Source organism: Xylophilus sp. GOD-11R (assembly GCF_033546935.1).
In the GTDB taxonomy this organism is placed as follows: domain Bacteria; phylum Pseudomonadota; class Gammaproteobacteria; order Burkholderiales; family Burkholderiaceae_C; genus Xylophilus.
On sequence record NZ_CP137854.1, the window covers coordinates 1,123,662 to 1,150,009 of the forward strand.

Annotated in this window: 19 protein-coding genes; 12 read left to right on the plus strand and 7 right to left on the minus strand. The window is 61.2% G+C overall.

Features of this window, described 5'->3' with window-relative positions:
* Positions 1-273: 273 nt before the first annotated feature.
* On the plus strand, positions 274-7,782 hold the full coding sequence (locus R9X41_RS05150) for a hypothetical protein (protein WP_318633809.1): 7,509 nt from the start codon (positions 274-276) through the stop codon (positions 7,780-7,782).
* Positions 7,783-7,798: 16 nt separating this feature from the next.
* Here R9X41_RS05150 and R9X41_RS05155 read toward each other — a convergent pair whose 3' ends face one another.
* Positions 7,799-8,725 (minus strand): LysR substrate-binding domain-containing protein, encoded by a 927-nt coding sequence (locus R9X41_RS05155; RefSeq protein ID WP_318633810.1) that lies wholly within the window; start codon positions 8,723-8,725, stop codon positions 7,799-7,801.
* A gap of 191 nt (positions 8,726-8,916) precedes the next feature.
* Between R9X41_RS05155 and R9X41_RS05160 the strand changes: the two genes are divergently transcribed.
* A complete protein-coding gene (locus R9X41_RS05160; protein ID WP_318635158.1) occupies positions 8,917-10,116 on the plus strand; it encodes an acyl-CoA dehydrogenase in 1,200 nt (399 codons plus the stop codon).
* A gap of 72 nt (positions 10,117-10,188) precedes the next feature.
* Entirely contained in the window at positions 10,189-11,436 is a 1,248-nt protein-coding gene (locus tag R9X41_RS05165) for a CaiB/BaiF CoA transferase family protein (RefSeq protein ID WP_318633811.1), read from the plus strand.
* 88 nt (positions 11,437-11,524) lie between these two features.
* Here R9X41_RS05165 and R9X41_RS05170 read toward each other — a convergent pair whose 3' ends face one another.
* Positions 11,525-12,688 (minus strand): YihY/virulence factor BrkB family protein, encoded by a 1,164-nt coding sequence (locus R9X41_RS05170; RefSeq protein ID WP_318633812.1) that lies wholly within the window; start codon positions 12,686-12,688, stop codon positions 11,525-11,527.
* A gap of 196 nt (positions 12,689-12,884) precedes the next feature.
* Between R9X41_RS05170 and R9X41_RS05175 the strand changes: the two genes are divergently transcribed.
* Positions 12,885-13,235: a hypothetical protein gene (locus R9X41_RS05175; RefSeq protein WP_318633813.1), complete on the plus strand. Its 351-nt coding sequence runs from the start codon at positions 12,885-12,887 to the stop codon at positions 13,233-13,235.
* 43 nt (positions 13,236-13,278) lie between these two features.
* The gene (locus R9X41_RS05180; RefSeq protein WP_318633814.1) at positions 13,279-13,479 is read left to right on the plus strand and encodes a hypothetical protein; all 201 of its coding nucleotides are present in this window, start codon (positions 13,279-13,281) and stop codon (positions 13,477-13,479) included.
* Between the two features lie 18 nt (positions 13,480-13,497).
* Here the strand turns inward: R9X41_RS05180 and R9X41_RS05185 are convergent, their stop codons facing one another.
* From R9X41_RS05185 to R9X41_RS05195, 3 genes are all read right to left on the minus strand, one after another.
* On the minus strand, positions 13,498-13,953 hold the full coding sequence (locus R9X41_RS05185; protein ID WP_318633815.1) for a hypothetical protein: 456 nt from the start codon (positions 13,951-13,953) through the stop codon (positions 13,498-13,500).
* Complete coding sequence (locus R9X41_RS05190) at positions 13,946-15,112, minus strand: MFS transporter (protein WP_318633816.1); 1,167 nt, start codon at positions 15,110-15,112, stop codon at positions 13,946-13,948. The genes R9X41_RS05185 and R9X41_RS05190 overlap by 8 nt, the downstream gene beginning before the upstream one ends.
* Positions 15,113-15,207: 95 nt before the next feature.
* Positions 15,208-16,098 (minus strand): LysR family transcriptional regulator, encoded by an 891-nt coding sequence (locus R9X41_RS05195; RefSeq protein ID WP_318633817.1) that lies wholly within the window; start codon positions 16,096-16,098, stop codon positions 15,208-15,210.
* Positions 16,099-16,206: 108 nt separating this feature from the next.
* Between R9X41_RS05195 and R9X41_RS05200 the strand changes: the two genes are divergently transcribed.
* From R9X41_RS05200 to R9X41_RS05220, 5 genes are all read left to right on the plus strand, one after another.
* Positions 16,207-18,351, plus strand: coding sequence for a 3-hydroxyacyl-CoA dehydrogenase NAD-binding domain-containing protein (locus R9X41_RS05200; protein WP_318633818.1), 2,145 nt, complete (start codon positions 16,207-16,209; stop codon positions 18,349-18,351).
* Positions 18,352-18,367: 16 nt separating this feature from the next.
* A complete protein-coding gene (locus R9X41_RS05205; protein ID WP_318633819.1) occupies positions 18,368-19,552 on the plus strand; it encodes an acetyl-CoA C-acyltransferase in 1,185 nt (394 codons plus the stop codon).
* 27 nt (positions 19,553-19,579) lie between these two features.
* The gene (locus tag R9X41_RS05210; RefSeq protein ID WP_318633820.1) at positions 19,580-20,791 is read left to right on the plus strand and encodes an acyl-CoA dehydrogenase family protein; all 1,212 of its coding nucleotides are present in this window, start codon (positions 19,580-19,582) and stop codon (positions 20,789-20,791) included.
* Positions 20,792-20,802: 11 nt separating this feature from the next.
* The gene (locus tag R9X41_RS05215; RefSeq protein WP_318633821.1) at positions 20,803-21,933 is read left to right on the plus strand and encodes an acyl-CoA dehydrogenase family protein; all 1,131 of its coding nucleotides are present in this window, start codon (positions 20,803-20,805) and stop codon (positions 21,931-21,933) included.
* 72 nt (positions 21,934-22,005) lie between these two features.
* The gene (locus tag R9X41_RS05220) at positions 22,006-22,200 is read left to right on the plus strand and encodes a hypothetical protein (protein ID WP_318633822.1); all 195 of its coding nucleotides are present in this window, start codon (positions 22,006-22,008) and stop codon (positions 22,198-22,200) included.
* 13 nt (positions 22,201-22,213) lie between these two features.
* Here R9X41_RS05220 and R9X41_RS05225 read toward each other — a convergent pair whose 3' ends face one another.
* A complete protein-coding gene (locus R9X41_RS05225; RefSeq protein ID WP_318633823.1) occupies positions 22,214-22,954 on the minus strand; it encodes a queuosine precursor transporter in 741 nt (246 codons plus the stop codon).
* Between the two features lie 180 nt (positions 22,955-23,134).
* On the opposite strand from R9X41_RS05225, the gene R9X41_RS05230 reads away from it, so the two are divergent.
* A complete protein-coding gene (locus R9X41_RS05230; protein WP_318633824.1) occupies positions 23,135-23,371 on the plus strand; it encodes a hypothetical protein in 237 nt (78 codons plus the stop codon).
* Between the two features lie 153 nt (positions 23,372-23,524).
* Positions 23,525-23,803, plus strand: coding sequence for a hypothetical protein (locus R9X41_RS05235; protein WP_318633825.1), 279 nt, complete (start codon positions 23,525-23,527; stop codon positions 23,801-23,803).
* 1,241 nt (positions 23,804-25,044) lie between these two features.
* Here the strand turns inward: R9X41_RS05235 and R9X41_RS05240 are convergent.
* A complete protein-coding gene (locus tag R9X41_RS05240; RefSeq protein ID WP_318633826.1) occupies positions 25,045-26,193 on the minus strand; it encodes an acyltransferase family protein in 1,149 nt (382 codons plus the stop codon).
* Positions 26,194-26,348 lie beyond the last annotated feature (155 nt).

Consider the following 26,348-nt stretch of genomic DNA (forward strand, 5'->3'; position numbering starts at 1 on the left):
GGCCATAAACCTGGACGCGCCATTGCAGTGGGCGGGCGCGGTCCATTTTTCTTCTTGTGCTTGGTGAATCGAAGATGCAAGAAAAAAGAAACTTTGTATGTCAAGGCCATTGCGTTCGTCGAGGTAAGTTGAGTGATTCCGTTAGCAATAAAAATTTCAGTCAACTGGCGCAAGCCTCGATGGCCAACAACCGCTGGCCTGACTTCGCTGCTATTTCTGCTTCCCCTCTTTAGCGGAAATGGATACGCCGCTCCTGCACTGGCTGGAGCGGCGATGCGAACGATCGCTACCGCGGCATATATTCCCCCGGGGCAATTTCAAAGCGAAAGCGTAATCTCCAATCCGGTGGATGCGACCGTATCGCCTGTCGAGGCCATGCTTTTGACCAATAGCCAAGAGGTAATTCGACCGCCAGGCTCGGGCGTGCTTTTGAGTCACTTGCTAACCAACACGGGTAACGTTGCATCAACCTACAGGCTTGACCTGCAGACTGCCGCAGCGAGCTGCAGTAATACCGCTTCGTTGGGAGCGGTAAAATTAGTGCGCGACACGAACTCGAATGGAGTACAGGACGGCGCGGACACTGTCCTCAATCTAAGTCCGCCGAGTACTATTACCCTTCAACCTGCGGAGAGTACCGCGCTGCTTGTCATAGCAGAGGTGCCTCGGATCAGCGATGGAATGGCGTGCCTGAGGTTGACAGCCACGTCGACACTGCAAAATATCTCAGCTTCCAATGTGGATGCGATCACCATCGGCCATGGCGCAGTTATGGTGCTTACTAAATCTGCGTACCACGACGGGCCCGTGATAGCAGGCAAAACCGTCGCACATTTCGATATCCAAGCCACTAATATCGGCGGCGAAAATGCTCAGGCCGTAGGACGTTCCGCGCCGGCTTTGCGCCCCGTCATCGTCGATGGATTGCCTAGCGAAATGCTGCTTCTTCGTGACGTGCTGCCGAGGGGAACACACTATGTGCCGGAAAGTCTGCAGACCTCGACTGCCAATGCGGTTCGCCTATATCGACGTCCTGGAGACCCCGAGCTCAGCTATCGAACCGTTGAAGATCGCGATGCAATCGAAGTAGCCATTGGGCTGAATTCTTCAGTCGCGCCAGCGGCATCTATCGCCATGCAGTTTGATGCGCTTGTGTCGCAGAACGCGCCAACCACCATTGTAAATCTCGGACAAAGTTACTTTTTTGATGGTGCCGCAAATGTCGAATCCGCGTCTAACCCGGTGGTACTGGCTGTAGGCAAAGGGTTGATCGGTATTGCAAAAGAATCGAACGTCCCAAGCGTTGATTCTGACCAGCTTGGAAAGCTGACCTCAGTTCTTAATATTCAATTCAAAATAAAGGTAAAGAATTACAGCGACGGCTGGCTTTACAATGTACAAGCTATCGACGTGATGGAGGGGCTGGAGTCAAATCAATTCGGGCGCTTCACAGCATCGGCAACTCCTGGCGAAGGTGAATACACCATAGTTCCTGGATCTGTCCGCGTCGTCAGTGGAGAAGGTGTTTCGGCAAATGGCGAATTTAACGGTACATCTTCCCGCAAAAATTTGTTCTTGAGTGGAGGGAAATTAGCTCCCGACGCGATGGCGGTCGTTCAATTCGATGTCAGGGTGAATAGTTTGGGTCGTATCGCCGGCATTGAAAACACCGCGACGGCGGTGGCGTCCATCTTGGGTGGCAGCGACGGCAGTTCGGATGTCCAAGACGAATCGGTAGATGGTCAAGATCCCGACCCTGATGGGGACGGCAATCCGAATAATAATGCTTCCAGCACACTAGTTCAGACAAAAGTTGCGCATTTGAAAATCAAGAAAAGCGCATCGCTGCCACGCCGTATCGATCTTGGTGTGTACGAGCTGGATTATGTCATTCGAGTGGAAAATGACGGTTCAATATCGGCACCTAACATTAGAGTTGTCGATAACCTCAGTTGTACTTTTCCGGGTCAAGAAGCAGGTGGGCATGTTTCCTCTTGGAGTCTGGTTGGTGCCCCAATCATGCGCAATAACATACTGGCCGGCTCGGCCGGATTTACTGGCCGAGCAAGTTGCAACCAACAGCAAATCGCTAGCAGTGACCCGCGAAATTTTCCGTCCGATCTTTCGCTGATATTGACGGATGGGAACCGGCCGCTTGCACCGGGACAGGTTGAGGAAGTCGCTTTTACGGTGCGACTGGTAATGAACGACGATGCTGCGCAAGCTCGTACCGCTATTTCCAACAAGGCATGGGTCGCGTCGCTGAAAGAGAACGTAGTTGCAACCAATCCCACTTTGGTGATTGCCGCGACCGCTGCCACGGCAACCGCCTTGGTGGTCGATCCGCAAGGCATCGTATATGACGCTGGGTCACGCAAGGCTATTGCAGGAGCATTGGTTACGTACGTGCGCAGGTCATGTCCCCTGGGGCTCGCTGGTCCCATTGTTCCAGACGAGATTTATGGAGGCGAATCGGGTAACTACGTCTTCAATGAAAACGGTTCAGTTTCGATGACCACTGGTTCGTCAGGCGCATACCAATTTTTTTTGAAATCGCCCCCCATTTCTTCCGTCTGTAACTATGAAATTTCAGTCAAACCGCCGGCTGGAAGCGCCTATGTCAGCCCGTCGCAACTAATTGCGGCTGCACCAGGAACATTTTCGCGTTGTGGTGCCGTTGTCTCTAACGTTAACGCTCCCGCAGAGAAGGATTCCACCGAATATTTCAACAGCGTTGCTTCTGGGGTTTACAGCACCGGCCGTTTGTGTGAGGTGTTCAACAACCACATTCCCCTGGACCCTGGAAACGTCCGTGGATTGGTGCTTCGCAAGGAGGCCAGCAAGCGTCAAGTTGAATTAGGTGATTTCCTTGAATATGCGCTGACGCTGATTAATAAAACGGGTTCTCCAATTAACGGGTTTGAGTTTATTGATAAGCTTCCGATCGGCTTTGCCTATGTTCCTGGAAGCGCAAGTCTTGACGGCCGCATCTCTAATAATCCACTGGGTGGGAGTGGGCCAGATCTGAAATTTGTGCAGAGTTCGACGCCATTAAACCCCGATGCTCAGACCATACTGCGCTATCGGGTAAGGGTCGGAGTTGGTGCGGCAAATAATGCTGAGGCGATTAACCGGGCCAGTGCGCAGGCCGGTCCGATTGCGTCGAATTCGGCCTCGGCGTCGGTCCGTGTTGCGGGAGGCGTTTTATCAGACGAGGCTTTCGCTTTCGGGAAGGTCTACCTTGACTGCCGGCGCGATGGGCAACAAGACGACGAGCACGATGTCGGTGTGCCGGGAGTTAGGCTATTTTTGGAGAACGGCACTTTCGTCGTTACGGATGGCGAGGGTAAGTGGAGTCTTTACGGGTTGAAGCCTGTGACGCACGTGGTGCGTGTTGACCAGTCAACACTGCCGCGCGGCGCGCGACTGGAAATTCTCGACAATCGAAATGCCGGCAATCCTGCGAGCAGGTTCCTGGACCTGGCCAAGGGTGAGTTAAACAAGGCTGATTTCCCTATCGAAAATTGTGACGATCAATCACTAGTTGCCGAGGTCAAGGCACGTCGCACAGCAGTAGCCTTGAACGGAACCTTTGATGGAGAAGCACAAATGCGGGCGAGGCTTGATCCAGAGGGGCGGCGTGTTTCGTCCACTGACTCCAAAGCATTACCTGCAAGCGGACAGTCATCCGGGATAGGCGCTTTTCAAAACACGGGTGCCTTCGCGGCTGCCGCGGTGCCTCTTATCGCGCTTCCCGTACCGACCGTTAATACTTCTGTCGGTCGATTCGTCGGCGGACTTTCCGGTAATGGCACCTTGGGGATTGGATCCTCTGGCGCAGGAAGCTTGCCAGGAAGCGTTTTTCCGCCAATGGGCCAAGCTGGTTTGCCAACGGCTTTAGCCCAGACGGGAAATCCCGTCGGTGCGGCTTTGCCCGCAAACGCCCCTTCCCGCACATCAGCAGCTCTTGATAAGGCGCTCGTCGCGCAGGAGATGAACAAGGGCAAAGCTTCATTGGGAGATCTGCTTTCCACCGTAACTGATGCCAGTCTAGGATTTTTGGATCTGCGAGACCACGAAACGTTAACGCAGCAATCGGTGAATGTCAGCGTTAAAGGCCCATTGGGTTCAAATTTGGGGCTTCGTTTGAATGGAGACCTCGTTGGCGAAAGCCGCATAGGCAAGAAGGCCACGCTTGAGACAAAGAGCGTCGAGGGATGGGAGTATGTTGGCGTGTTGTTAAAACCGGGCGTCAATACCCTGAATCTTCGCGCGACCGATCAGTTTGGGAACGAGCGCGGTGACGGCGAGACTATTTCGGTAACGGCGCCGGACACCATGAGTGCGATTGAACTCAGTATTCCAGCTACTGCACGGGCGGATTTACGTACGCCCATCGTAATCAGAGTCCAGCTGCTCGACTCTTCAGGCCTGCGTGTAGGTGCGAGGACGCAGTTGACGCTCGAGGCGGACCGCGGTCGCTGGATCGACGAGGATCTGAATCCAAAAGAACCGGGTGTGCAAGTGTTCATGGAGGGCGGACAAGCTGAATTTCGCATTCTTCCGCCAGCAGAGCCGGGAACCCTCAGGATCCGAGTCAGTGCAGGTCCTTTGGTCAAAGAGGCGATGGTCAGCCTGTTGGCAGAGCTTCGCCCCATGATTGGCGTGGGTATCGTCGAGGGGGTGCTTGATTTCAGCAAGCGAGGGCATCTGCCCATCGGCGCTGTTCCCGCCGGCGCTGCTTTCGAAAGCGAACTCAGCAATTTGGGTGGGTCGGATGGCGGCATGCGCCTCGGAGCGCGATCGGCTTTCTTCCTGAAGGGAGCCGTCAAGGGGGAGTATCTTTTAACGGCGAGTTTTGACTCGGACAAACGTCATAAGGATCGTCTGTTCCGCGACATTCGGCCGGATGATTTCTACCCGATATATGGAGATTCGTCGGTTCGTGGATTCGACGCACAAAGCACGCAACGGCTGTATGTTCGGGTTGATAAAAATCGGTCTTATCTGTTGTATGGCGATTTTTCAACCACCAGCAGCAGCGAGGTTCGTAGTTTGAGCCAGACTAATCGCACATTGACTGGGCTGAGGCATGTCTATGACGACAAGGATTTGCGCGCCTCCAGCTATGTGTCGAATACCTCGCAGACGCAGCAGGTCGAAGAGTTTCGTGCATTGGGCACCTCCGGCCCGTACTATCTAAGTGCGTCCGGCGGCGAATTTGTCGACAACAGCGAGCAAATCGAGATAGTCGTTCGCGATAGGAATCAACCAAATATTGTTCTGCAGCGCACGCCTGTAACACGATTCGTAGATTATACCGTCGAGGCCTTGACGCGTCGTATTTTGTTCACCCGGCCTATTTCGTCGGTCGATGGCGCGATGAACCCTCAATCTATTCGTGTTACGTACGAAGTTGAGAATGGCGGCGAGAACTTCGTTGTCGCGGGGACGGACGTGCAGTTCAGGCCTGTCGACAACCTGCAGCTGGGTGTTGTGGTGAATACCGACCGTAACCCTGCAAATCGTCGAGACATGGCTGCCTTGACGGCGCTCGCACGACTTGGCGAAAGCACCACGCTAGCCGCTGAAATTGTGCGCACTCAATCGGACGAAAAACAGAATGGTGCTGCAGCGCGGGCCGAAATTCGCTACCAGCATGAAGATGTGGCCGCAGTGGCTCTCGCCTCGAAAACCTCGACAGGCTTTGACAACCCCGGGGCAACTACAAGTGCGGGGCGTTCGGACTTGAGCGCTCGAATGGAATATCGAGTCGATCCTTCACTTTCAGTGCGCGGTGAAGCGCTCTACAGCAAAGACGCTGCGACGGAGCAGAACCGAGCGGGCGCTTCGCTCACCGTTCAAAAGAAGGTCAATGAAACATTCACGGTAGAGGGCGGCCTGCGTTACGGGCAGACCAATGCAAGCTTGGGAAGCGTGTCAGGCTTCGATTACGGCAGCACATCGACCTACAACGGGTCATTCGGCGGAACCCTGGGTGCCGGCAATACGACGGCCTTGGGCGCGTTGGCGACCAACACTGACAGCCTGAATGAGCACCTCACTACGGTGAGGGCCAGAGTGATCACCAAGGTGCCCGGCATTCAAAATGCCCAGGCCTTTGTCGAAGCTGAACAGAGCGTCAATGATGGCGATCGTCACAACTTTGCGGTCGGTGCCAATTACGCCTTGACGAACAAGACTCGGGCTTACGGTAGATACGAACTTATTTCCAGCCTCTATGGGCCATTCGAGGCAGGGGATTCCCGTGTGAACAACACCGGCATCCTGGGTATTGAAAGTGCCTACATGGACGGCGGCCGCATCTATAACGAGTATCGGTTGGCCAATTCCATTGATGGCCGCGCAGCGGTTGCGGCTTTGGGCGTTCGTAACACCTATTCTCTAACTCCGAGGATTCGCGTTACCGGTGGGGTTGAGCACACTCGCAATTTGAGCAGTGCCAGCAACAGCGTCAATAACGGCACCGGGCATGCAAGCCTGTTGGGTGAATCGACCGCGGTGACGGGCGGTGTCGAATATTTGCTGGATCAACTCAAGGCAAGCGCCATTTTGGAAGGTCGCAATGGCTCGGATTCCGACACCCTGCTCTTCAGTGGTGGTGTCGCTTATAAGGTGAACCCGGAAATCAGCTTGCTGGCGCGCTCGGTTTTCAGTGATAGCAAAGGGCAAGGTTCGAGCAGTGGCAACGAACGCCGTCTGCACCGTCACCAGATCGGGGTCGCTTACCGGCCGGTCGATTCCAATAAGTGGAATGCATTGGCGCGTTACGAGCACAAAGCGGAAGAGATCGTGGGCTCCGGAATTTCTTCTGGCGCCGCCATAGGCGCCAATTTCAGCGGGGCGACGTTGCCAGGGAAATACCTGACGGACATCTTTTCAACCCACGTCAACTTCAATCCTCAGCGTGGCACGTACCTGAGCTCTCGCTATGCAGCGAAGGTGAGTCATGCCGATGACGGGAATCTCGCCAGTCGATATTGGGCGCAGCTGCTGCATGGTCGCATCACCCACGATCTCGGCCGTGACTGGGATATTGGCCTACAGGCCGGAGTGCTGCGTGGTCATGGTGGCGCCGCTCAGAAGACTTGGGGTGCCGAGGTCGGTTACCAGGTCTATCGAGACATCTGGCTCTCAGGTGGCTACAACTTCATCGGCTTGACAGACCGTGATCTGGCGGCGAATGAATACATCAGTGAGGGCCCGTATTTGCGCATGCGGATGAAGTTTGATGAAACCAGCTTGGGATTTGCCTCGGTGGACAGTTCGGTTGCAGCAGACCCCGTCGCTGGCGTGGCGGTCGTGCCCGAATCTCGGGTTCGGGATACTGACGCCCCGGCATTGGAAATTTCCAGTCGCCTTGGTCATGGCGTCGAAGCCGATCAGACGGAGTCCACGGTGTTGGATTCCGATTCGATTTTCGATGAGGGATCGGCAAATTTGAAAGCGGGAAGTTTGGCAACGCTGGACATCTTTGCCACGCGGGTGGAAGGACTGCCGACCGACGCTGTCTTGCGCATCATCGACAAAGATATGGGTCGCCCGTCTGCCAAGTGGGACCTTCAAAAGAACAAGGAGTTGATGGCGGCTCGGGCAAAACGGCTGAAGACCTATTTGGCGAGTCGGGGGGTCGCGACGCAACGCATACAAACCGATGGTCCGAGCGAAAAGCCGACAGGGCTCGTCAATGGGCGGGAGACGGAGACTTTCTGGGTTCTTCGGGTACAGGGGGTCGACTCGCAAGTTTCCCAACTGCATTGAGACGTTGCCCCAAGCCTTATGACTGGTTTGCGGCCGCTTTCTCCGACGACATGCGTTCCCGGATCCACTCCTTGAATGCTGAAAGTGCTGGCGTGTCGCCCCCGTTGGCCGGCGATACCAGGTAATAGGCTCGCTCCACAGGGGGCAATGCCGAACTGGCTAATACCAACTGGCCGACGTCGATTTCTTCTTGCACCAGCATGCGGGGAACCAGCGCGATGCCCATTCCATGCGCCGCCGCTGCGACTGTCATGGAGAACAGCTCATAGCGTGGGCCTTCCAGGGCGCCAGGTGCGGTTACGCCCAAGGCGGCGAACCAGCGTTGCCAAGCCGTAGGCCGAGTGCTTTGCTGCAGTAATGGCAGGCGAGCCAGACGGGTCGGGTGCAAGGGAAGTTTTTCGTCGGGCAAGAATCGTGGGCTGCATACCGGGACGACGTTTTCGTCCATGAGGTGTTCAGCCAAGGTCCCTGGCCAGTGGGCCACTTGTTCCGGAGTTCCTGCGAACAGCGCGGCATCGAATCCCGAGTCTTCGAAAATGAATGAACGGGTGCGGGTTTCGATGTGGACCGTGATGCCGGGATGCAATTGCGCAAGCGCCGGTAGGCGTGGAATAAGCCAGCGGGTGGCAAAGGTCGGGACAGCCGCGAGCGAAATGCCGCCGCCTCGGCCTCGACCGGTCATCAGATCCAGCGTGTCTTGCTCGAGACCCTGCAAGCTCCTGCTGATCTGGCGGCTGTACTGCAGTCCTGCGGGCGTCAATGCGACCCCGTGGCGAGTCCTTCGAAATACCGGCAAACCGAGAAACTGTTCGAGCGCTGATATTTGCCGGGAAACCGCGCTTTGCGTCATGGAGAGCTCCTCAGCTGCCCGTGTGTAACTGCGGTGCCGGGCCGCAGCTTCGAAACAGGCGAGGGCCTGCGTAGAGGGGATTTTTCGGCGCATGGTTCAGACGAGCAAAAGAGTGCGAAAAAGGCGGATTTGTGAACCGGTCCGCCCGCGAGTTTGGAACCAAGTATTCCATTTCCTCATTTCTGCGTGTCCGTTTTTCGTTTGCTTGCGCTCCGGTGCGACCGATACGATGGCTGTTGGCAATCATCCAAGCAGTGCCTGCACCTCAAGTATCTGGAGACCTCATGACCGCATCTCGTGCCGCCTTCCACTGGGAAGATCCATTTCTGCTCGACCAGCAACTCAGTGACGACGAACGCATGGTCCGCGACGCCGCTGCCGCCTATTGCCAGGACAAACTAGCGCCGCGCGTACTCGACGCTTTCCGCCATGAAAAGACCGATCCGGCGATTTTTCGGGAAATGGGTGAGCTCGGCCTTTTGGGGCCGACCATTCCGGAGCAGTACGGCGGCCCTGGCCTGAACTATGTGGCCTACGGACTGATCGGGCGCGAGGTGGAGCGTGTCGATTCCGGCTATCGCTCGATGATGAGCGTGCAGAGTTCGCTGGTCATGGTGCCGATCTTCGAGTTCGGCACCGAGGCCCAGCGCCAGAAATACCTGCCCAAGCTGGCGACCGGCGAATGGATCGGTTGCTTCGGCCTGACCGAGCCGGACCACGGCTCCGATCCGGGCAGCATGGCGACGCGCGCCAAGAAGGTCGCCGGCGGATACGAACTGCGCGGCAGCAAGATGTGGATCAGCAACAGCCCGATCGCCGACGTGTTCGTGGTCTGGGCCAAGGAGGTCAGCGAAGGTGGTGCGGTCGGACCGATCCGAGGTTTCGTGCTTGAGAAGGGCATGAAGGGATTGAGCGCGCCGGCCATCCACGGAAAAGTGGGGCTGCGTGCCTCGATCACCGGTGAAATTGTGATGGACGGCGTTTTTGTGCCGGAAGAAAACGCGTTTCCTGAAGTCCAGGGCTTGAAGGGCCCGTTCACCTGCCTGAACAGTGCTCGTTACGGCATCGCCTGGGGTGCTTTGGGCGCGGCCGAAGATTGCTGGATGCGGGCGCGCCAGTATGTGCTGGACAGAAAACAGTTCGGGCGCCCGCTGGCGGCCAACCAGCTGATCCAGAAGAAGCTTGCCGACATGCAGACCGAGATCGCCCTGGGCCTGCAGGGGTGCCTGCGACTCGGCCGGATGAAGGACGAGGGCACGGCAGCGGTGGAGATCACCTCGATTCTCAAGCGCAATTCGTGCGGCAAGTCGCTGGATATCGCCCGGATGGCCCGTGACATGATGGGCGGCAACGGCATCAGCGACGAGTTCGGCGTGGCACGCCATCTGGTCAACCTGGAGGTGGTGAACACCTACGAAGGTACGCACGACGTGCATGCCCTGATTCTGGGTCGCGCACAGACCGGGATTGCCGCCTTCAGCTGATTCGCGATGGTGGCCGCGGCACGCGCCCAAACGGCGCGTGTCGCCTGTTCGATTTCTGGAGGAGACATTCGGGTGACAGCATTAACCTCGCACGAAGGCGCATTGGCGGGCATCAAGGTACTGGATCTGTCGCGCGTGCTGGCCGGTCCGTGGTGCACGCAGACGCTCGCGGATCTGGGCGCCGACGTCGTGAAGATCGAGCGTCCGGTGGCGGGCGACGACACCCGTCATTGGGGGCCGCCCTTTCTCCGCGATGCACAGGGCGATGCCACTCCGCAGGCCGCTTATTTCGCCTGCTGCAATCGCAACAAACGATCGGTCACCATCGACATCGCGACATCCGACGGCCAGGCGATCCTGCGCCGGATGGCCGCCGATTCGGACGTGGTGGTGGAGAACTTCAAAGTGGGTGGCCTGAAGGCCTATGGGCTCGACTACGAGAGCTTGCGTACCGTCAATCCGCGGCTCGTGTATTGCTCGGTGACCGGGTTCGGGCAGGATGGGCCTTATGCCCGCCGTGCCGGCTACGACCTGATGGTGCAGGCGATGAGCGGGATGATGAGCATCACCGGTCGCGGTGACGACGTGCCCGGGGGCGGCCCGCAGCGGGTCGGTGTGGCCTTGACCGACACGTTCACCGGCATGTATGCGGCAACCGCCATTCTGGCGGCGCTTCATGCCAGGCAACGCACCGGGCGCGGCCAATACATCGATATGGCCTTGCTCGATGTAGGCATGGCGATCCTGGCCAACCAGTCCACCGGGTACCTGAATTCCGGTGATGTGCCCAAGCGCCAGGGAAACACCCACCCCAGCCTGGCCCCTTATCAGGACTTTCCGACGGCCGACGGCGCGATGCTGCTGGCGATCGGCAACGACGGTCAGTTTGCGCGGTTTTGCGATGCGCTCGACCGCAAGGAGTGGAGCGTCGATCCCCGCTATGCCACCAATGTCGCGCGGGTGCGCCATCGTGCGACCCTGATTCCGATGATGGAGGAGCTGACCCGCACCCGGTCGACGGCGTACTGGATCACGCTGTTCGAGGACAAAGCCGTGCCTTGTGGTCCGATCAACGACATCGGGCAGGCGTTTGCCGACCCGCAGGTCCAGGCGCGCGGACTGGCCCAGCAACTGGCTCGTGACGCCGACGACGGGATCGACGAGATAGCCACTATCGCCAGCCCGATGCGACTGTCGGAGCATCCGCCGGTGCTTCGCTTCGCACCGCCGAGCCTGGGGCAGCATACCGACGAGGTTTTGACCGAACTCGGGCTGGACGCCGGCGAAATCTCCCGTCTGCGAAAGGCCGCGGTGGTGTGAGCTTTCGCGCTTGGCCTTGATCCCGAGACTGGGTCACCCTGGCGGGTGACCCGATCGATCCTGGTCCGCCGGTCAGCTGGCCGGCCGATCAGCGTCGGCGCAGACGGCGCTTCGCATCGGCACGGCCCATGGCAATTCGGACGGCGATCTGAAGGACCGCGAGGGTTCCGTAGACAGCCGCCTTTTGCTGCCAAGTCGGACCGCGCGCCCCGTGGCCGTGCAAGGCGTTCGAACTCGGTGGAGCGTTCGGCTCTTGCGACGAGGTCACCAGCGCTTGCTGCCGTGAACTAGCAGGTGACGCGGCGGTCGGAGACGCCATCGTCCCCGACGACGCTTGTTTGGTCGGCACTCCCGAAGCCGACGCCCCTGCCGCCCCGGACGAGCGCACCGCCTGTGTGCCGGCGTGCCCCGACCGCGAGCCATGTTCATTCGCAAACACCCAGGTGAACTCCGCACCCAGCAGGAAAATCTGCGCGGAGTAATAGACCCAGACGAGCAGCACGATGATCGACCCGGCAGCCGCGTACGACGAAGCGACACTGGTCTTTCCGACGTAGAGCCCGATCAGCAGCTTGCCGACTTCGAACAGAACGGCCGTGACGCCCGCGCCCACCCACACATCACGCCACGCGATGCGCGCCTGCGGCATGAGTTTGTAGATCATGGCAAAGAGCAGCGTGGTGATGCCCAGCGAAATGCCGAGGTTCAACAACTGCAGCGCGATGGCCCATCCGGGAATGATGCCTCCCGCCCATCGCCCGACGACAGCCACGCCTGCGCTCACGACCAGCGAGACCATCAGGAGGAACGCCAGGCCCAAGATCAGGCCGAAGGACAGAAGACGAGCCTTCAGCGTTCCCATCAGTCCCGACTTGGCGTTCTGTGGAACCTGCCATATGCGGTCGAGCGCAGACTGGAGCTCGCCGAAAACGGTGGTGGCACCGACGATGAGCACCACGATGCTGATGCCGCCCGCGACCAGCCCGTCGGCCGGCTTGCTCGCGCTTTTGATCAACCCCTGGATCGCGATGGCGCCGTCGTAACCGAGCAAACCCTGCAACTGGGCCACGATCTCGCCCTGAACCGCTTCACGACCGAAGACCGCGCCGGCCACAGCGATCACGATGAGCAGCAATGGTGCCAGTGAAAAAACGGTGTAGTAGGCAATCGCGGCGCCCATGCTGGGCGCGTAGTCGTCCGACCAAGCGCTGACCGACTTGCGCGCCAGATCGAAAAAACGTTTGAAATGCATGTGTCCCCCCTGCTGTTCGGTCATTGTTGGCGCTTACCGATGTGAAGCTTTGCGCGCTTTTTGTTTCTTCGTGTAGGTCAGCGACGATGAACGTCCCACTGCGCTGGACGCGTCAGACCATCGGCGTGTTTTCCTACAAACCCGGCGCATTCGCATCACTAGCGTCGACGTTTGATCGACAAGGTAAGGAGTGATCATGACGCAATGGACTGTTCAGATCGAACCCGTCGCTGGTGGCCGCTATCAATGGCGTCACGTGCCAGTGCAGGGCGATGGTGAGGTACACCAGGGCACCGAACGATACGATTCGGCAGAAGTGGCGCGCAGGGCGGGCGAGGCCGCCTTGGCGGATCACCATGAAACCGGTTTCGATGCAGGACGCGAAAACCCGCAAAGCGACACACGGTTTGCCGAGTCCGACGCGGCACTGCAGGTCCGAGATGCCGAGGCACGGGTGGACCGCTCTCCGGTGGCGATATCGAATCTGCCTGTAGAGGCCGAGGTGCGCGCGGCGGACGATGAGGGCTCGCCACTCACCCGGCACTGACGAAAACCGGCCCTCGCCCAATCAACAACAACGGAAGACCGCCATGACGATCCGCCCTGGTGACGAAGACAAGATGCGCAAGGCCCTGCACGTGCCGGACGCGATGACGAGTGCAACCGGATCGGCGATCGATCCTGAGAAAGCGGCCGCGCTGCGGGAAAAAGCGGACCGGGACGAGGAGGCCGAGCGGGCCGAAGCCGACGAGTGGGACCGCAAGGGCAGTGCGCCGGCCGCCGGCAGTTGAGCGCGGCAGAAGCGGCGTTCAGCGTGCCGCAGCGCAGGCCGCGTTGATGACTTTCGCGGACGGTTCGCCCGGAATTCCGTTGAACGCCATCGCCGCGTCACCGGGCTTGAAATTCGCCGATCCCGACGGTGCACCCTCCCAGCTCGGCTGATCGAAGAAAGTCAGGGTCAGAAACCAGCCTTTGAGCGTCTGGCAGTCGACGGCTGCCATGCCGCGATAAGAGCGGTAGGGCAAGCCGCTGTAACCGACACGCACCGCCTGCCTGGTGGCTCTTACCTCAAAGGTGACCTGTCCTTGCCAGGTGCTCAGCACCGGGCTGATTTGCACCACGTCCGACCCGGCAAGTTCCGGATAACCATAGATCGTGAGCCAGTCTTGCGCTGCCAGCGGGGTGGCCATGAGGATGCTCAGGACAAAGACGGGCAGGCGCATCGCCGAATCATAAATCCGGCGCGGCTTCAGCGCCTCAGTCACGGGCTTGGTTTGTGCTGGAGATGAAAAGCCGGCCAGCCGCCGCGACGCCGATGAGCAGCACGGCGACCCCCAGAAATGCGGACGACAGCCCCACGCCACGGGCCGCCAAACCGATGAGTGCGGGACCGGCGAGGATGCCCGCGTAACCCAGGGTGCTGATGGCGGGAACGGCCAGGCTCTCGGGCATGTGGGTCTGGCGCCCGGCGGCGGTGTAGAGCACCGGCACGATGTTGGAACATCCGGCACCGACCAGAAAGTAGCCGAGCATCGCCGATTGCCAGGCGGATGCCATCGTGGCCAATATCAGCCCACCGGCCGCGCAAAGTGCGCCATAAAGAATGACCGACTGCACGCCGACGCGCGTGACCACACGGTCGCCGCACAGCCGCCCGATGGTCATGGCGGCGGAAAAGCTCGCGTAGGCGAGTCCGGCGGTCGAATGCCCAACACCGTGCGCGCCTACCAGCAGCACCGCGCTCCAGTCCAGCATCGCGCCTTCGGTGAGAAACACGATGAAGCACAACACGCCGATCAGCAGCACCGGGCCGCGCGGCAGGGCGAAGAAGGCTTGCGGTTTTTGTGCCCCCGCGGCCAGAAAATGCCGCGCCACGGCAGCCAGGGCGACCAGCACCACGCCGGCGGCCAATAGGGTCGACAGCAGCGGAGTGGCGCCCAGCAGCAGCAGTCCGCTGACGCCGCCCGCGCCCGCGATGCCGCCCACGCTGTAGAGACCGTGGAAGCCCGACATCATCGGCCGACCGGCGCACCGTTCGACGATTACCGCGTGGATGTTGGCCGCGCAATCCAGCGAGCCGACCGCCGCACCGAACAACAGCAGCGCGGCGCCGAGCATCGGCGCGCTGTCGGCCGTGGCGAGCGCCTGCAACGCGGCGCACATCGCCAGACTGGCGGGCACCATCACCCGCCGGCAACCGAAGCGCGCGGCCAGTGCACCCGCAATCGGCATCGCCAGCAGCGAGCCGGTGCCCAGGGCGAGCAGCAGCAGCCCCAGCCCGCCATCGTCCAGGCCGATGCGGTCGCGAGCGAAAGGCACCAGCGGCGCCCAGGCCGAGGTGCCGAAGCCGGCGATGAAGAAGGAGATCCGGGTCGCCCATGCGGCAAGGCGGGAAGATGTCGAGGTATCGGTCAGGCGGTTCAAGCGTCAGTGCGGGGCGTTGGACGGGCCCGGCGATCGCCGGGCTCAGGATGGAGCGACCAAGCGCATTGTCCGGGCGATCGATGACACCATCGGTATCAAGCGGCCTGTGCCTTGCCGACGATGAATTCGATGAAGGCCGACGCCGCCCGGGTCGGGTGCCGATTGGGCATGTACAGCAGGTACATGCGTGTGCCGAAGATGCTGAGCCGCCAGTCGTCCAGGCAGGTCTGCATGCGGCCGTCCGCAACCGCCTGTTGCACCAGGTATTCGGGCACCAGCCCCACGCCCAGGCCGGCCAACGTGGCATCGCGCAGGAACACGAAATTCTCGGACACCAGCGCGGGCGTCAGCAGCACCTCCTTGCGTTCTTCTCCGCGATAGCCGGCCAAGCGCAGTTCGCGCCCGACCACGTCGGAGGTGATGACCGGCGCGCCGCCGAGATCTTCCAGGCTGCGCGGCAGGCCGTGGGCCGCCACGTAGTCGGTCGATGCACAGGCCACATAGCGCACCTCGCCCAGCAAGTGGGCCACCATGCCGCCCGGCGGATGCGGCAGGATCTGCACGGTGAAGTCGAGCTCCTCGCGCAGCAGGTCGCTCACCCGGCTTTCGAAGGCCACGTCGAGCAGTACGCCGGGAAACCGCCGCTTGAAGTCGATCAGCCACTCCCCCATCACGATCTGACCGTAGCCGCTGGGCACCGAGACCCGCAAACGCCCTTGCACCGTGCCGGCCAGGGTGGCCAAAGAATCCTTGGCGGCCATCAGCTCGCGCTGCATCGCCTTGCCATGTTCGAACAAGCGCAGGCCTGCTTCGGTCGGCTCCGCGCTGCGCGTAGTGCGCCGCATGAGCTGAACGCCAAGTTCCTTCTCGAGCCGATTGAGCCGGTAACTCACGTTGGCGCGCGTCATGCGCAGGCGACGCGCGGCCTCGCTCAGGTTCTGGGCTTCGACGATGTCGACGAAGAGCAGCAGACTTTGGGGATCCATGGTGCATTGTCAAATGAGGCTTGACATCCTGTCCAGGCCAGTTGGGATTGTCAAACGCAGGAAGCGGGGCAAGAATCAGGTTCCAGGATTGAAAACGAGACAAAGCCGATGACAGACACCGCTGGGGCCGAGCCCGTCACCTATCGCCTGCAGGGTCGCGTCGGCGTGATCCGCATTTCGAATCCGCCGGTCAACGCGCTGTCTGCCGCCGTGCGCACGGGCCTGCGCCGCGGGATCGAAATTGCCACGGCCGATGCCGGATGCGATGCCATCCTGCTGGTTGGCGATGGACGTGCCTTCATCGGCGGCGCCGACATCCGCGAGTTCGGCAAGCCGTCCGTGCCGCCGAGCCTGCCCGAGGTCTGCGCGGTCATCGAAGCCAGCGCCAAGCCGGTGGTCGCCGCCATCCACGGGCCGTGCCTGGGCGGCGGACTCGAAGTCGCGCTGTCGGCGCATTACCGCGTGGCCTGCGACGACGCACGGCTCGGCTTGCCGGAAGTCACGCTCGGTCTGCTGCCCGGAGCCGGCGGCACCCAGCGCGGAACCCGCCTGCTCGGCGCGAAGGCGGCGCTCGACCTGATGCTGTCCGGCCGCCACGTCGGCGCTGCCGAGGCGTGCAAGCTCGGCCTGGTCGACAAGGCCGTGCCGGCGGGCGAGGGCGCCGCGCTCGCGGCCGGACTCGACTACGCCCGCGAACTGCTCGAACGCGGCGCCGCGCCTCGCCGCTCGAGCGAAGACACCACCGGTCTTGCCGACGACGCCGGCAACCGTGCCGCCATCGCCGCCGCTCGCGCAGACGCCCAGAAGAAATCGCGCGGCCTGTTCTCGCCCTTCAAGATCATCGATGCGGTCGAGGCCGCGCTGGACCGACCTTTCGACGCCGGCATGGCCCTGGAGCGCGCCGCCTTCCTCGAGGCCATGGCCAGCCCGCAGCGGGCCGGCCTGATCCACGCGTTCTTTGCCGAACGCGAGACCGCCAAATCGCCCGAGACCCGTGCCGCCCAACCTCGGCCGATCGCCAGCGTCGGTGTGGTCGGCGGCGGGACCATGGGCGCCGGCATCACGGTCGCACTATTGGACGCCGGCCTGCCGGTGACCATGGTCGAGCGTGACGACGCAGCGCTCGCCCGCGGCCAGGGTTTCGTCGAGAAGGTCTACGACGGCCTGATCGCCAAAGGCCGCATCGACATCGCCGCCAAGCAGCGCACCCTGTCGCGCTACACCGGCTCGACCGACTACGCAGCCCTGGCAGGCGCCGACCTGGTGATCGAGGCCGTCTTCGAGGACATGGCGGTCAAGAAGGCCGTCTTCGCCGAGCTCGACCGCGTCTGCAAGCCCGGTGCGGTGCTGGCCACCAACACCTCCTATCTCGACATCGATGAGATCGCCGCCAGCATCGGCCGTCCGCAGGACGTGCTGGGCCTGCATTTCTTCTCGCCGGCCAACATCATGAAACTGCTGGAGATCGTGGTGCCGGCCCGGGTGTCCGCCGACGTGGTCGCCACCGGCTTCGCGCTCGCCAAGCTGCTCAAGAAGGTGCCGGTGCGCGCGGGTGTCTGCGACGGCTTCATCGGCAACCGCATCCTGGCCACCTACCGGCTGGCGGCCGACTACATGGTGGAAGACGGCGCCTCGCCCTACCAGGTCGACAAGGCCTTGCGCGACTTCGGCTTCGCCATGGGCCCCTTCCAGGTAAGCGACCTGGCCGGCGGCGACATCGGCTGGGCGACACGCAAGCGCAAGGCGGCTACCCGCGACCCACGCCAGCGTTATGTGCAGATCGCCGATCGCCTCTGCGAACGCGGCTGGTTCGGCCAGAAGACCGGCCGGGGCTGGTACCTCTACCCGGACGGTGCGCGCACCGGCACGCCAGACCCCGAGGTCGAAGCCATCATCGACGCCGAGCGGCAACGCGCCGGCATCACGCCGCGCAGCTTCGGCGACGACGAGATCGTGCGGCGCATCCTGGCCGCCATGGCCAACGAGGGCGCGCGCATCCTCGAAGAAAAGGTCGCCCTGCGGCCGCTGGATATCGACGTGGTCTTCGTCCACGGCTACGGCTTTCCGCGTTACCGCGGCGGCCCGATGTTCCATGCGGACACGACGGGCGTCGCCAACGTGCTGAAAGACCTTCGCGCCTTCGCGGCCGAAGACGCTTTCTTTTGGCAGCCCGCGCCCCTGCTGGAGCGGCTCGCCACCGCCGGCCAGACGCTGGCCAGCCTCAATGCCGACCACGACAAGAACCGAGACTGAAAGCGAGACCAGACCCATGAGCCGCGAAGCCGTTTTCGTATCCACCGCCCGCACACCGCTGGCCAAGTCGCACCGGGGCGAATTCAACGACACCGACGGCCCGACCCTTGCTGCCTTCGCCGTGCGCGCGGCAGTCGACCGCGCCGGCATCGACCCGGGCCTGATCGAGGACCTGATCCTCGGCTGCGGCTACCCCGAAGGCACGACCGGCCGCAACGTAGCGAGGCAGACGGTGTTCCGCGCCGGGCTGCCGATCAGCGTGCCCGGCGCCACCGTCAACCGTTTCTGCGCGTCGGGCCTGCAGGCCATCGCCATCGCCGCGGGCCGCATCGTGATGGACGGCGCGCCCGCGGCCATCGCGGGCGGCGTGGAGAGCATCTCGCGCCTGCGCAGCCGCGAGGACGGCGCCACCGGCATCGACCGCTGGGTAGGCGCCCATCACCCGGCCGTCTACACCTCGATGATCGAGACGGCCGACATCGTCGCCCGCCGCTACGGCATAGCGCGCGAGGCGCAGGACGTGTTCTCGGTCGAGAGCCAGCGCCGCACCGCCGCCGCCCAGGCCGAGGGCCGCTACGCCGCCGAGATCGTGCACTGCACCACCACCATGACCGTCACCGACAAGGAAACCGGTGCGACCAGCCAGCGCGAGGTAACGGTGTCGGCGGACAACTGCAACCGTCCCGGCACCACACTCGAAGCGCTGGCCCGACTCAAGCCGGTGCGCGGGGAGGGTGAGTTCGTCACCGCCGGCAATTCGTCGCAGCTCTCGGATGGCGCGTCGGCCTGCGTGCTGATGGAGGCCGGCGAGGCCGCCCGCGCCGGCGTCACGCCGCTGGGTGCGTTCCGCGGCATGGTCGTCGCCGGCTGCGAGCCCGACGAAATGGGCATCGGCCCGGTCTTCGCCGTGCCGCGCCTTTTGGCGCGCCATGGCCTGAAGATGGACGACATCGGCCTGTGGGAGCTCAACGAAGCCTTCGCCTCGCAGGCTATCTACTGTCGAGACCGGCTCGGCATTCCGTCCGAAATCCTCAACGTCGACGGCGGCGCCATCTCCATCGGCCACCCCTTCGGCATGACCGGCGCGCGCCTGGCCGGCCACCTGCTCATCGAAGGCAAGCGGCGCGGCGTGAAGTACGCGGTGGTCACCATGTGCATCGCGGGCGGCATGGGCGCGGCCGGGCTGATCGAGATCTTCTGACCGACAAAACGACAAAGGCAGACATCCATGGACCTGAATTTCACGCCCGACGAAGAGGCTTTTCGCGACGAGGTTCGCGCTTTTCTGGCCGACAAGCTGCCGGCGCACCTGTCGCACAAGGTCCGTCACGGCATCCGCCTGAGCAAGCAGGACCAGTTGGAATGGCACGCCGTGCTGCAGACGCGCGGCTGGCTGGCCAACCACTGGCCGCGCGAACACGGCGGGCCGGGCTGGAACGCGATCGAGAAGTTCATCTTCGAGAACGAATGCGCGCTCGCCCACGCGCCGCGCGTGCTGCCCTTCGGCGTGAACATGCTCGGCCCGGTCATCATCAAGTACGGCAGCGAAGCGCAGAGGGCGTACTGGCTGCCGCGCATCCTCGACGGCAGCGACTGGTGGTGCCAGGGCTATTCGGAGCCGGGCGCGGGCTCCGACCTGGCAGCGGTCAAGACCACCGCCGTGCGCGGCGTCGACGCCCAGGGCGACCACTACATCGTCAACGGCCAGAAGACCTGGACCACCCAGGGCCACCACGCCGACATGATCTTCTGCCTGGTGCGCACCGACCGCGACGCCAAGAAGCAGGAGGGCATCAGCTTCCTGCTGATCGACATGCGCACGCCCGGCGTCGAGGTGCGGCCCATCATCACGCTCGACGGGGAGCACGAGGTCAACGAAGTCTTCTTCACCGACGTGCGCGTGCCGGCCGAGAACCTCGTGGGCGAAGAGAACAAGGGCTGGACCTGCGCCAAATACCTGCTCACCTACGAGCGCACCAACATCGCCGGCGTCGGCCTGTCGGTGGCCGCCTTCGAGCGGCTGGAGGCCGCGGCGGCGCGCGTCAAGCGGCGCGGCCGTCCGTTGGCCGAAGACCCGGCTTTCGCAGCGCGCATGGCCCGGGTGGAGATCGATCTGGCCAACATGAAAACCACCAACCTGCGCGTGATCGCGGCGGTAGCCGGCGGCGGCGTTCCGGGGGCGGAGAGTTCCATGCTCAAGATCCGAGGCACCGAGATCCGCCAGGAAATCACCTCGTTGCTGCGCCGTGCCATGGGCTCCTACGCCTTGCCCTACGAGACGGAAATGCTGGAGTCGGTCGCAGCCGCGGGCGAGGCTGCCGGGCCGGAAGACGCCATGGCCGCCACCGCCTTCTATTTCAACAACCGCAAGCTGTCGATCTACGGCGGCTCCAACGAAATCCAGCGCAACATCGTCGCCAAGACGATCCTCGGGCTCTGAAGCAAACCGCCATGATCTTCGAACACACCCAAGACCGGCGCATGCTCGCCGACACGCTGGCGCGCTTCATCGCCGACCGTAATCCGATCGAACAGCGCAACCGCATCGCCTACGGCAAGCCGGGGTTCAGCGAGGAACTCTGGCAGGGATTGGCCGAACTCGGCACGACGGGCGCCTTGTTCCCTGAATCCGCCGGCGGCTTCGGCGGCGCGGGCTTCGACATCTCCGTCGTCTTCGAGGCGATCGGCCGCGGGCTGGTGGTGGAGCCCCTGCTCGGCAGCCTGATGGTCGGCCGCATGCTGCTGCAGGCTGGCGGCCATGCCGCGGCGCTCGAGGCCATCGTCACCGGCGAGCAACGCGCGGCGCTGGCCTGGGAGGAGGTCGATGCACGCTGGGATCCGCAGGTCGTCTTCACCCGCGCGAGCCACGAAGGGGGCTCCTGGGTGCTGGAGGGCGACAAGATCGTCGTGCGGCAGGCGGCGGCCGCCGGCGTGCTGCTGGTATCCGCGCGCACCTCGGGCGAGCCCGGGCAGCCGGCGGGCATCACTTTGTTTCTGGTGCCGGCCGATGCACCGGGCGTGGCGTTGCGCACGCTCGGCAGCATCGACGGCGGAACGGTGTCGGATGTTTCGCTTCGCCATGTGGTGCTCGACGCCTCGGCCGTCGTCGGCCCCGTGGATGGCGGCGCGCCGCTGCTCGAGCGCGGCCTGGGCGCCGGCCTGCTCGCGCTGTGTGCCGAAAGCGTCGGCGCGATGGACGTCGCCAAAGACGCCACCATCGACTACCTGCGCACCCGCAAACAGTTCAACCTGCCCATCGGCAGCTTCCAGGCGCTGCAGCACCGCATGGCCACGGTGCTGATCGAGATCGAACAGGCGCGATCGGCGGTCATCAATGCGGCAGCGGCCTTCGACGCCGAGGACCGCGTGGAGCGGGAGCGCGTGCTGTCGGCCGCCAAGATGTCCGTCGGCCGCATCGGTGCGCTGGTGTCCGAGGAATGCATCCAGCTGCACGGTGGCATCGGCATGACCTGGGAGCTCCCCTTGTCGCACTACGCCAAGCGGTTGATCGCGATCGACCACGAACTCGGTGATGAGGACTTTCACCTGGAGCGCTACATCGCGCTCGGGCGCGGGGCGTAGGCGGCGGCCTAGCGCGGGATGCGGTGGCTTCCGTCAGCCGGCTTCATGGCGCCGGCAGACGCTGCATTCACTATGAAAATCCTCACGAAACAAGGCAGAAAGCGCGAACCGCAAATGGGCGAGTTCGAGGCGCTCGACTCGTCCGACCGCGCTGACGTGGTGGTCGAGCGCCGACGTGCGGAGGCCCTTTCCCCTGAAAGTCCGCAGTCCAACCCGCCGCCACGTGAATTTCCCGAGCAACCGCAGGAACACGATCTGGTGCGCTGACTCGGCACTCGAGTTAAGGCTTGAGCTTGAATGGATTGAAGTCCGTCGCGCGATCGTAGAAATCCATTCCTTCATGCCGTTTGAGAAATGCCACGACGCGGTAGGTTACCGGCGTCATGACGATTTCCCACGAGGTCTTGAGCAGGTATTGCGCCACGACGACGGCGAGTAACTGGTGATTCGGCCAGATGCCGCCGAACGCGATCACATAGAACAGGCTGGAATCGACCAATTCTCCGCACAGGGTCGAGCCGATGGTGCGCATCCACAGGGCACGCCCCTCCATGGCTACTTTCATCCGCGCCATCACATAACTGTTGACGAAACTGCCGCACCAGAACGCGATGACCGAGCCGGCGACGATGCGCGGTGTATTGCCGAAAACCGCCTCCAAGTGCTGTTGATAACCGGCATTGAACGGGTCGCTCGAAGGCTTGAGCGCCAGAACGACTGCCGACATCAAAGCGGCGAACAGCAAGGCGGCAAATCCAGCCCAAATCACGCGACGGTCGCGGCCGTAGCCATATACCTCGGTGAGCACGTCGCCGAAAATATAGGAAATGGGGAAAAACAGAACTCCCGCGCCGAACGTGACGGTTCCGAGCATCGGGAGGGTGATTTCCGCCGCCTTGGAAGCTCCGATCAGGTTGGAACATAGCAGCACGGTGACGAATGCCGCCATCACGAAGTCGTAATAACGAAACTGGGCGGTTGGCGGCACGGACGCCGTGTTTTGGTGCACGTTGGGGGGCATGAGGCAACTCTAGCAAGGTCTTTGCCGAAGCGGCGATATTGAGGAACACTTCCGGCTAGCGGTTACTAACGCCGCCATCGGTGCAAAATACAAATCACAAGGGCAGCGTTGGGAGTGCCGATTACTCGATTGGCACTGCGTTTGTGACCAGCCCGAACGCCATGAAAGCTGGAGTCAGCGATGGATTTTGCCGATTCAGAAGCATTTTGGGAGGATTTGCCCAATCAATGGCGAGTGGCCAATTGGGAGGCTCGTAGCGCTCGTGCCGCATGGGCCAAAGCCATGGTGGAGCATGCCGCCGGGCGCGGCGAATTGCCCGATTCGGGCCTCATCGACAAATGCCGTCAATTGGAAAAACAGGCGGACGTTCTAGGTGAAGAACTCGCGTTGTGGATAGAGCGGGCGCTTTCACGCTGAATGGCGGCCCACCATGGTGCGCAGGATTCGAGCTTGGGCAAGGAATGCTGGCAGTGCCGGAAAAACAGGCACAACGCGCACATCCGGCGTCCTACAGAACGAGCTTGGACGTCGCGCAAAGCTATGTGCTTTCCATCACATCGCAGGCAAGACATGATCGGCAGAGATCACCACGCACACACCGAGCGCTACGCCAGGGCCGAACTGCACTGGACCAACCACGTCGACGCGGCTGGAAGCCGTATCGAATGGCGCATCACGACCGACCACGAGGGCTGGGCCTGCAGTTACGGGCCGGTGCACAACGCAGGCATCAGCTGCGGCAGCAGGGCGATTTCGTCGCAGGCGGAAGAAGCTGCGCTACTGGCAGAACTCCGTGCTCGGGCGAGCGGCGTGCAGTTGAATCGGGAGATCGGTCGTCAGGCGGCCTGAGGGCGGCTTGGCGTGCAGACCCGATGGGACTTTGGTGCAGTTGATGTGCGGGTGGCGTGATCGCCGGTAACCCGCGTGCGCGCCGTGTTGCCCCAGGCCGGAATCGAACTGGAACGCGTTACTGCGGGGATTTTGTTTTCCGGCACGAAATAAGCACTGGCGCGGCCTGCAGCCCGACTTCTGGGCGCAAGAGTCGAAGAATTCGAAATCTCGCTTCGATTAACGGGTCGGAACACGCCAACGGTTTTAGCGCACCGCGCTTCGTGGCCTTCGTCCGGTGGTGCTTTTCCGTGACCCGCTCGTCGCGGTGCAGCAGCAGCTTTGACGCGTCGCCGCTGCAGTCGGTCAGATCGGCGCGCGCACTTTCGGTTGTCGCGCAAGTACATCGCCTCGATCTGCTCAGCCAGGTCGTGCCAAGCGGCTTGGACAAGCACCGGCTCCAGCTGAGCGAGATTCTTGGCGTAGCCGCGCCAAGTTTTCGGGTTTTCGTACTTCGGGAGGTTCCATCAGCCGCCACTGGTTGAACGCCCCGTGGAGCAGGTCAACGACGCGCATTCCACTTGGCAATCGCCTTCTCCTTGGTGTCGGAGAACGGCCCGCCGGCGCCGCATGCGTGGCACGTCAGACACGCCACACCGAAGCCGCGAGCATGGCATCAAGCCTGGCTGCCGCAAAACGGGCAAGCCGCGATTTCGAGTTCAGTCATCCTATCCTTGATGAGCCTGCGCTGAGTACCCACCGGGACCGGCAGAGCGCGGCCGGCTTCTAAACGCCAACGGCAACACCACACCTGCCGGCTACGGGGCAGAACCTTGAGAAGATTCGCAGCGTTGCCGCTTCTCAAAGCGTTCTCAGGCACTGTGGCCTCCGCCCAGTCTTGATCAGCGCCATCTCGTCTAACGCATCGACCAACAACATACTGTTCCCCGACATGTACGCCCGCCATGGCTCCTAAGAGGCTGGAAGGGAAGGGATGGATGCTTGACAACGTGCATGTAACCGAACCGCTTTACGTCGATGAAGCACTGTGGGTTTCCGCCGCCTTGCGGTGGCTTCCATGCCAGCAGAAATCCCTTAACGGCAAGCCGCTGTACATGGCAAAAACGAGTGCTGCTAGCCTATCGCGCTGTTCAACCTCCCAACTGCACGACCACATCTGGTCCTCGTCAAATGGCGTGTAGGCGGCGGTAATTTTTTGTGCTGCTCGGGTAGTGACACCCCGGCAGATGGAAACATCTTCTTCAGGCCTTAAAGCCCGAAGATGTTGGAAAGATTCGCTTTTTCAGCCGTTCTACGGTAGTTACCGCTGAGCTGACGAAAAACTTTTTCTTTCCGAGAGTGGGTTTTTCAATGCACCACCAAGAAAACATTGCATAAATGATCCCAAAAATAAGGGCGAACGTGAAATTGAAATACCAATGACGATGATCTGGAAAAAGCTGGCTATATGTCTGTTGTATTGGAAAGCTAAAGAGATAGAGGCCGTAGGAATAGTCGCCTTTTAGTAAGAACGACTTTTTGGGCGGATGGCTCAACCCTAAATAAACCACGAGATACGCCGCGAAGAAAGCCGCAATGAAGGCTGTCTGGTGAACCAGGGTGGTCGCCAGCATTCCAATCAGCATAAATGCTGCTATTCTCCAATCTAACTTTATTTTATCGGAAAATAGGCTTATGTTTACGCCGGCCAAGAAGGCGACTATTAGTGATCGCGACGGGCTGTGTTCGAATTCTAGGTGAGGCATTGGGAAGTATATGTACTTAACCGTGTAAAGCAGCGCCAGTAGCACGGTGATAGCCAAAACCGCAATTCTGAAGCGAATTAAGCGTGATACCCAAAGCGCGGATAATACAAGATAGCACTCCAGTTCGTATGGTACGGTCCACAAAGACGCATTGACTGCATGCGCTGGGGTGTCGACGAAAACGCCTGGCAAATGGTAATGAATATGCCCGTAAATGTTCGCGAAATAACTAAAAAACTCGTGATGGCTAAAATAATCCCCGAGGGGGATTGACGTTAACAGCGGCCCGAGAATTATTGCTGATAGCACCACTTCAACAGCTAATGCTGGCACAAGCCTTAGCGCACGAAGCGTAAGAAATCCGGTTAGATTGGGGCTGCGCTTGACACTCCCCGCTACCAAAAATCCGCTTAACGCAAAAAACATAAGCAGTATTGGTGCTGACGCCATGCGCACTGGCGAACCCCATATTATTTTGTCAACGCCGTTTCCATAGCTTGATGCAAAACTATGCACGAGCACTACGGCTGCAGCGAGAATCAATCTTAGGTAATCAAAGCCGTGGGTGAAACCACCGGCAGAAACATATCGCTGATCAATACTTTCAGTCTTGAGCGCAGCCGAAAACCAATTTCCGTTAGCCAATTTCTACCTCCCATGCGTATCTGATTGTGAAGTTTTATCTCAAAAAAGGGGCGCTAGTGATTAGTCGTAAGTGGCCCATGAAGCAGCAGAGACGAAACGACAAGCACTCAATTATTGAAATTCCCCGAGCAGAACAAGAGGCGTGACGTGCTTAT

Bases quoted from the DNA above. Each gene is read 5' to 3' on its own strand.
- R9X41_RS05150 (WP_318633809.1), top strand. From the start codon at position 274: ATGCGAACGATCGCTACCGCGGCATATATTCCCCCGGGGCAATTTCAA.
- R9X41_RS05225 (WP_318633823.1), bottom strand. From the start codon at position 22,954: ATGCCCCCCAACGTGCACCAAAACACGGCGTCCGTGCCGCCAACCGCC.
- R9X41_RS05235 (WP_318633825.1), top strand. From the start codon at position 23,525: ATGATCGGCAGAGATCACCACGCACACACCGAGCGCTACGCCAGGGCC.
- R9X41_RS05220 (WP_318633822.1), top strand. From the start codon at position 22,006: ATGAAAATCCTCACGAAACAAGGCAGAAAGCGCGAACCGCAAATGGGC.
- R9X41_RS05230 (WP_318633824.1), top strand. From the start codon at position 23,135: ATGGATTTTGCCGATTCAGAAGCATTTTGGGAGGATTTGCCCAATCAA.
- R9X41_RS05200 (WP_318633818.1), top strand. From the start codon at position 16,207: ATGACAGACACCGCTGGGGCCGAGCCCGTCACCTATCGCCTGCAGGGT.
- R9X41_RS05180 (WP_318633814.1), top strand. From the start codon at position 13,279: ATGACGATCCGCCCTGGTGACGAAGACAAGATGCGCAAGGCCCTGCAC.
- R9X41_RS05155 (WP_318633810.1), bottom strand. From the start codon at position 8,725: ATGCGCCGAAAAATCCCCTCTACGCAGGCCCTCGCCTGTTTCGAAGCT.
- R9X41_RS05215 (WP_318633821.1), top strand. From the start codon at position 20,803: ATGATCTTCGAACACACCCAAGACCGGCGCATGCTCGCCGACACGCTG.
- R9X41_RS05170 (WP_318633812.1), bottom strand. From the start codon at position 12,688: ATGCATTTCAAACGTTTTTTCGATCTGGCGCGCAAGTCGGTCAGCGCT.
- R9X41_RS05160 (WP_318635158.1), top strand. From the start codon at position 8,917: ATGACCGCATCTCGTGCCGCCTTCCACTGGGAAGATCCATTTCTGCTC.
- R9X41_RS05210 (WP_318633820.1), top strand. From the start codon at position 19,580: ATGGACCTGAATTTCACGCCCGACGAAGAGGCTTTTCGCGACGAGGTT.
- R9X41_RS05195 (WP_318633817.1), bottom strand. From the start codon at position 16,098: ATGGATCCCCAAAGTCTGCTGCTCTTCGTCGACATCGTCGAAGCCCAG.
- R9X41_RS05175 (WP_318633813.1), top strand. From the start codon at position 12,885: ATGACGCAATGGACTGTTCAGATCGAACCCGTCGCTGGTGGCCGCTAT.
- R9X41_RS05205 (WP_318633819.1), top strand. From the start codon at position 18,368: ATGAGCCGCGAAGCCGTTTTCGTATCCACCGCCCGCACACCGCTGGCC.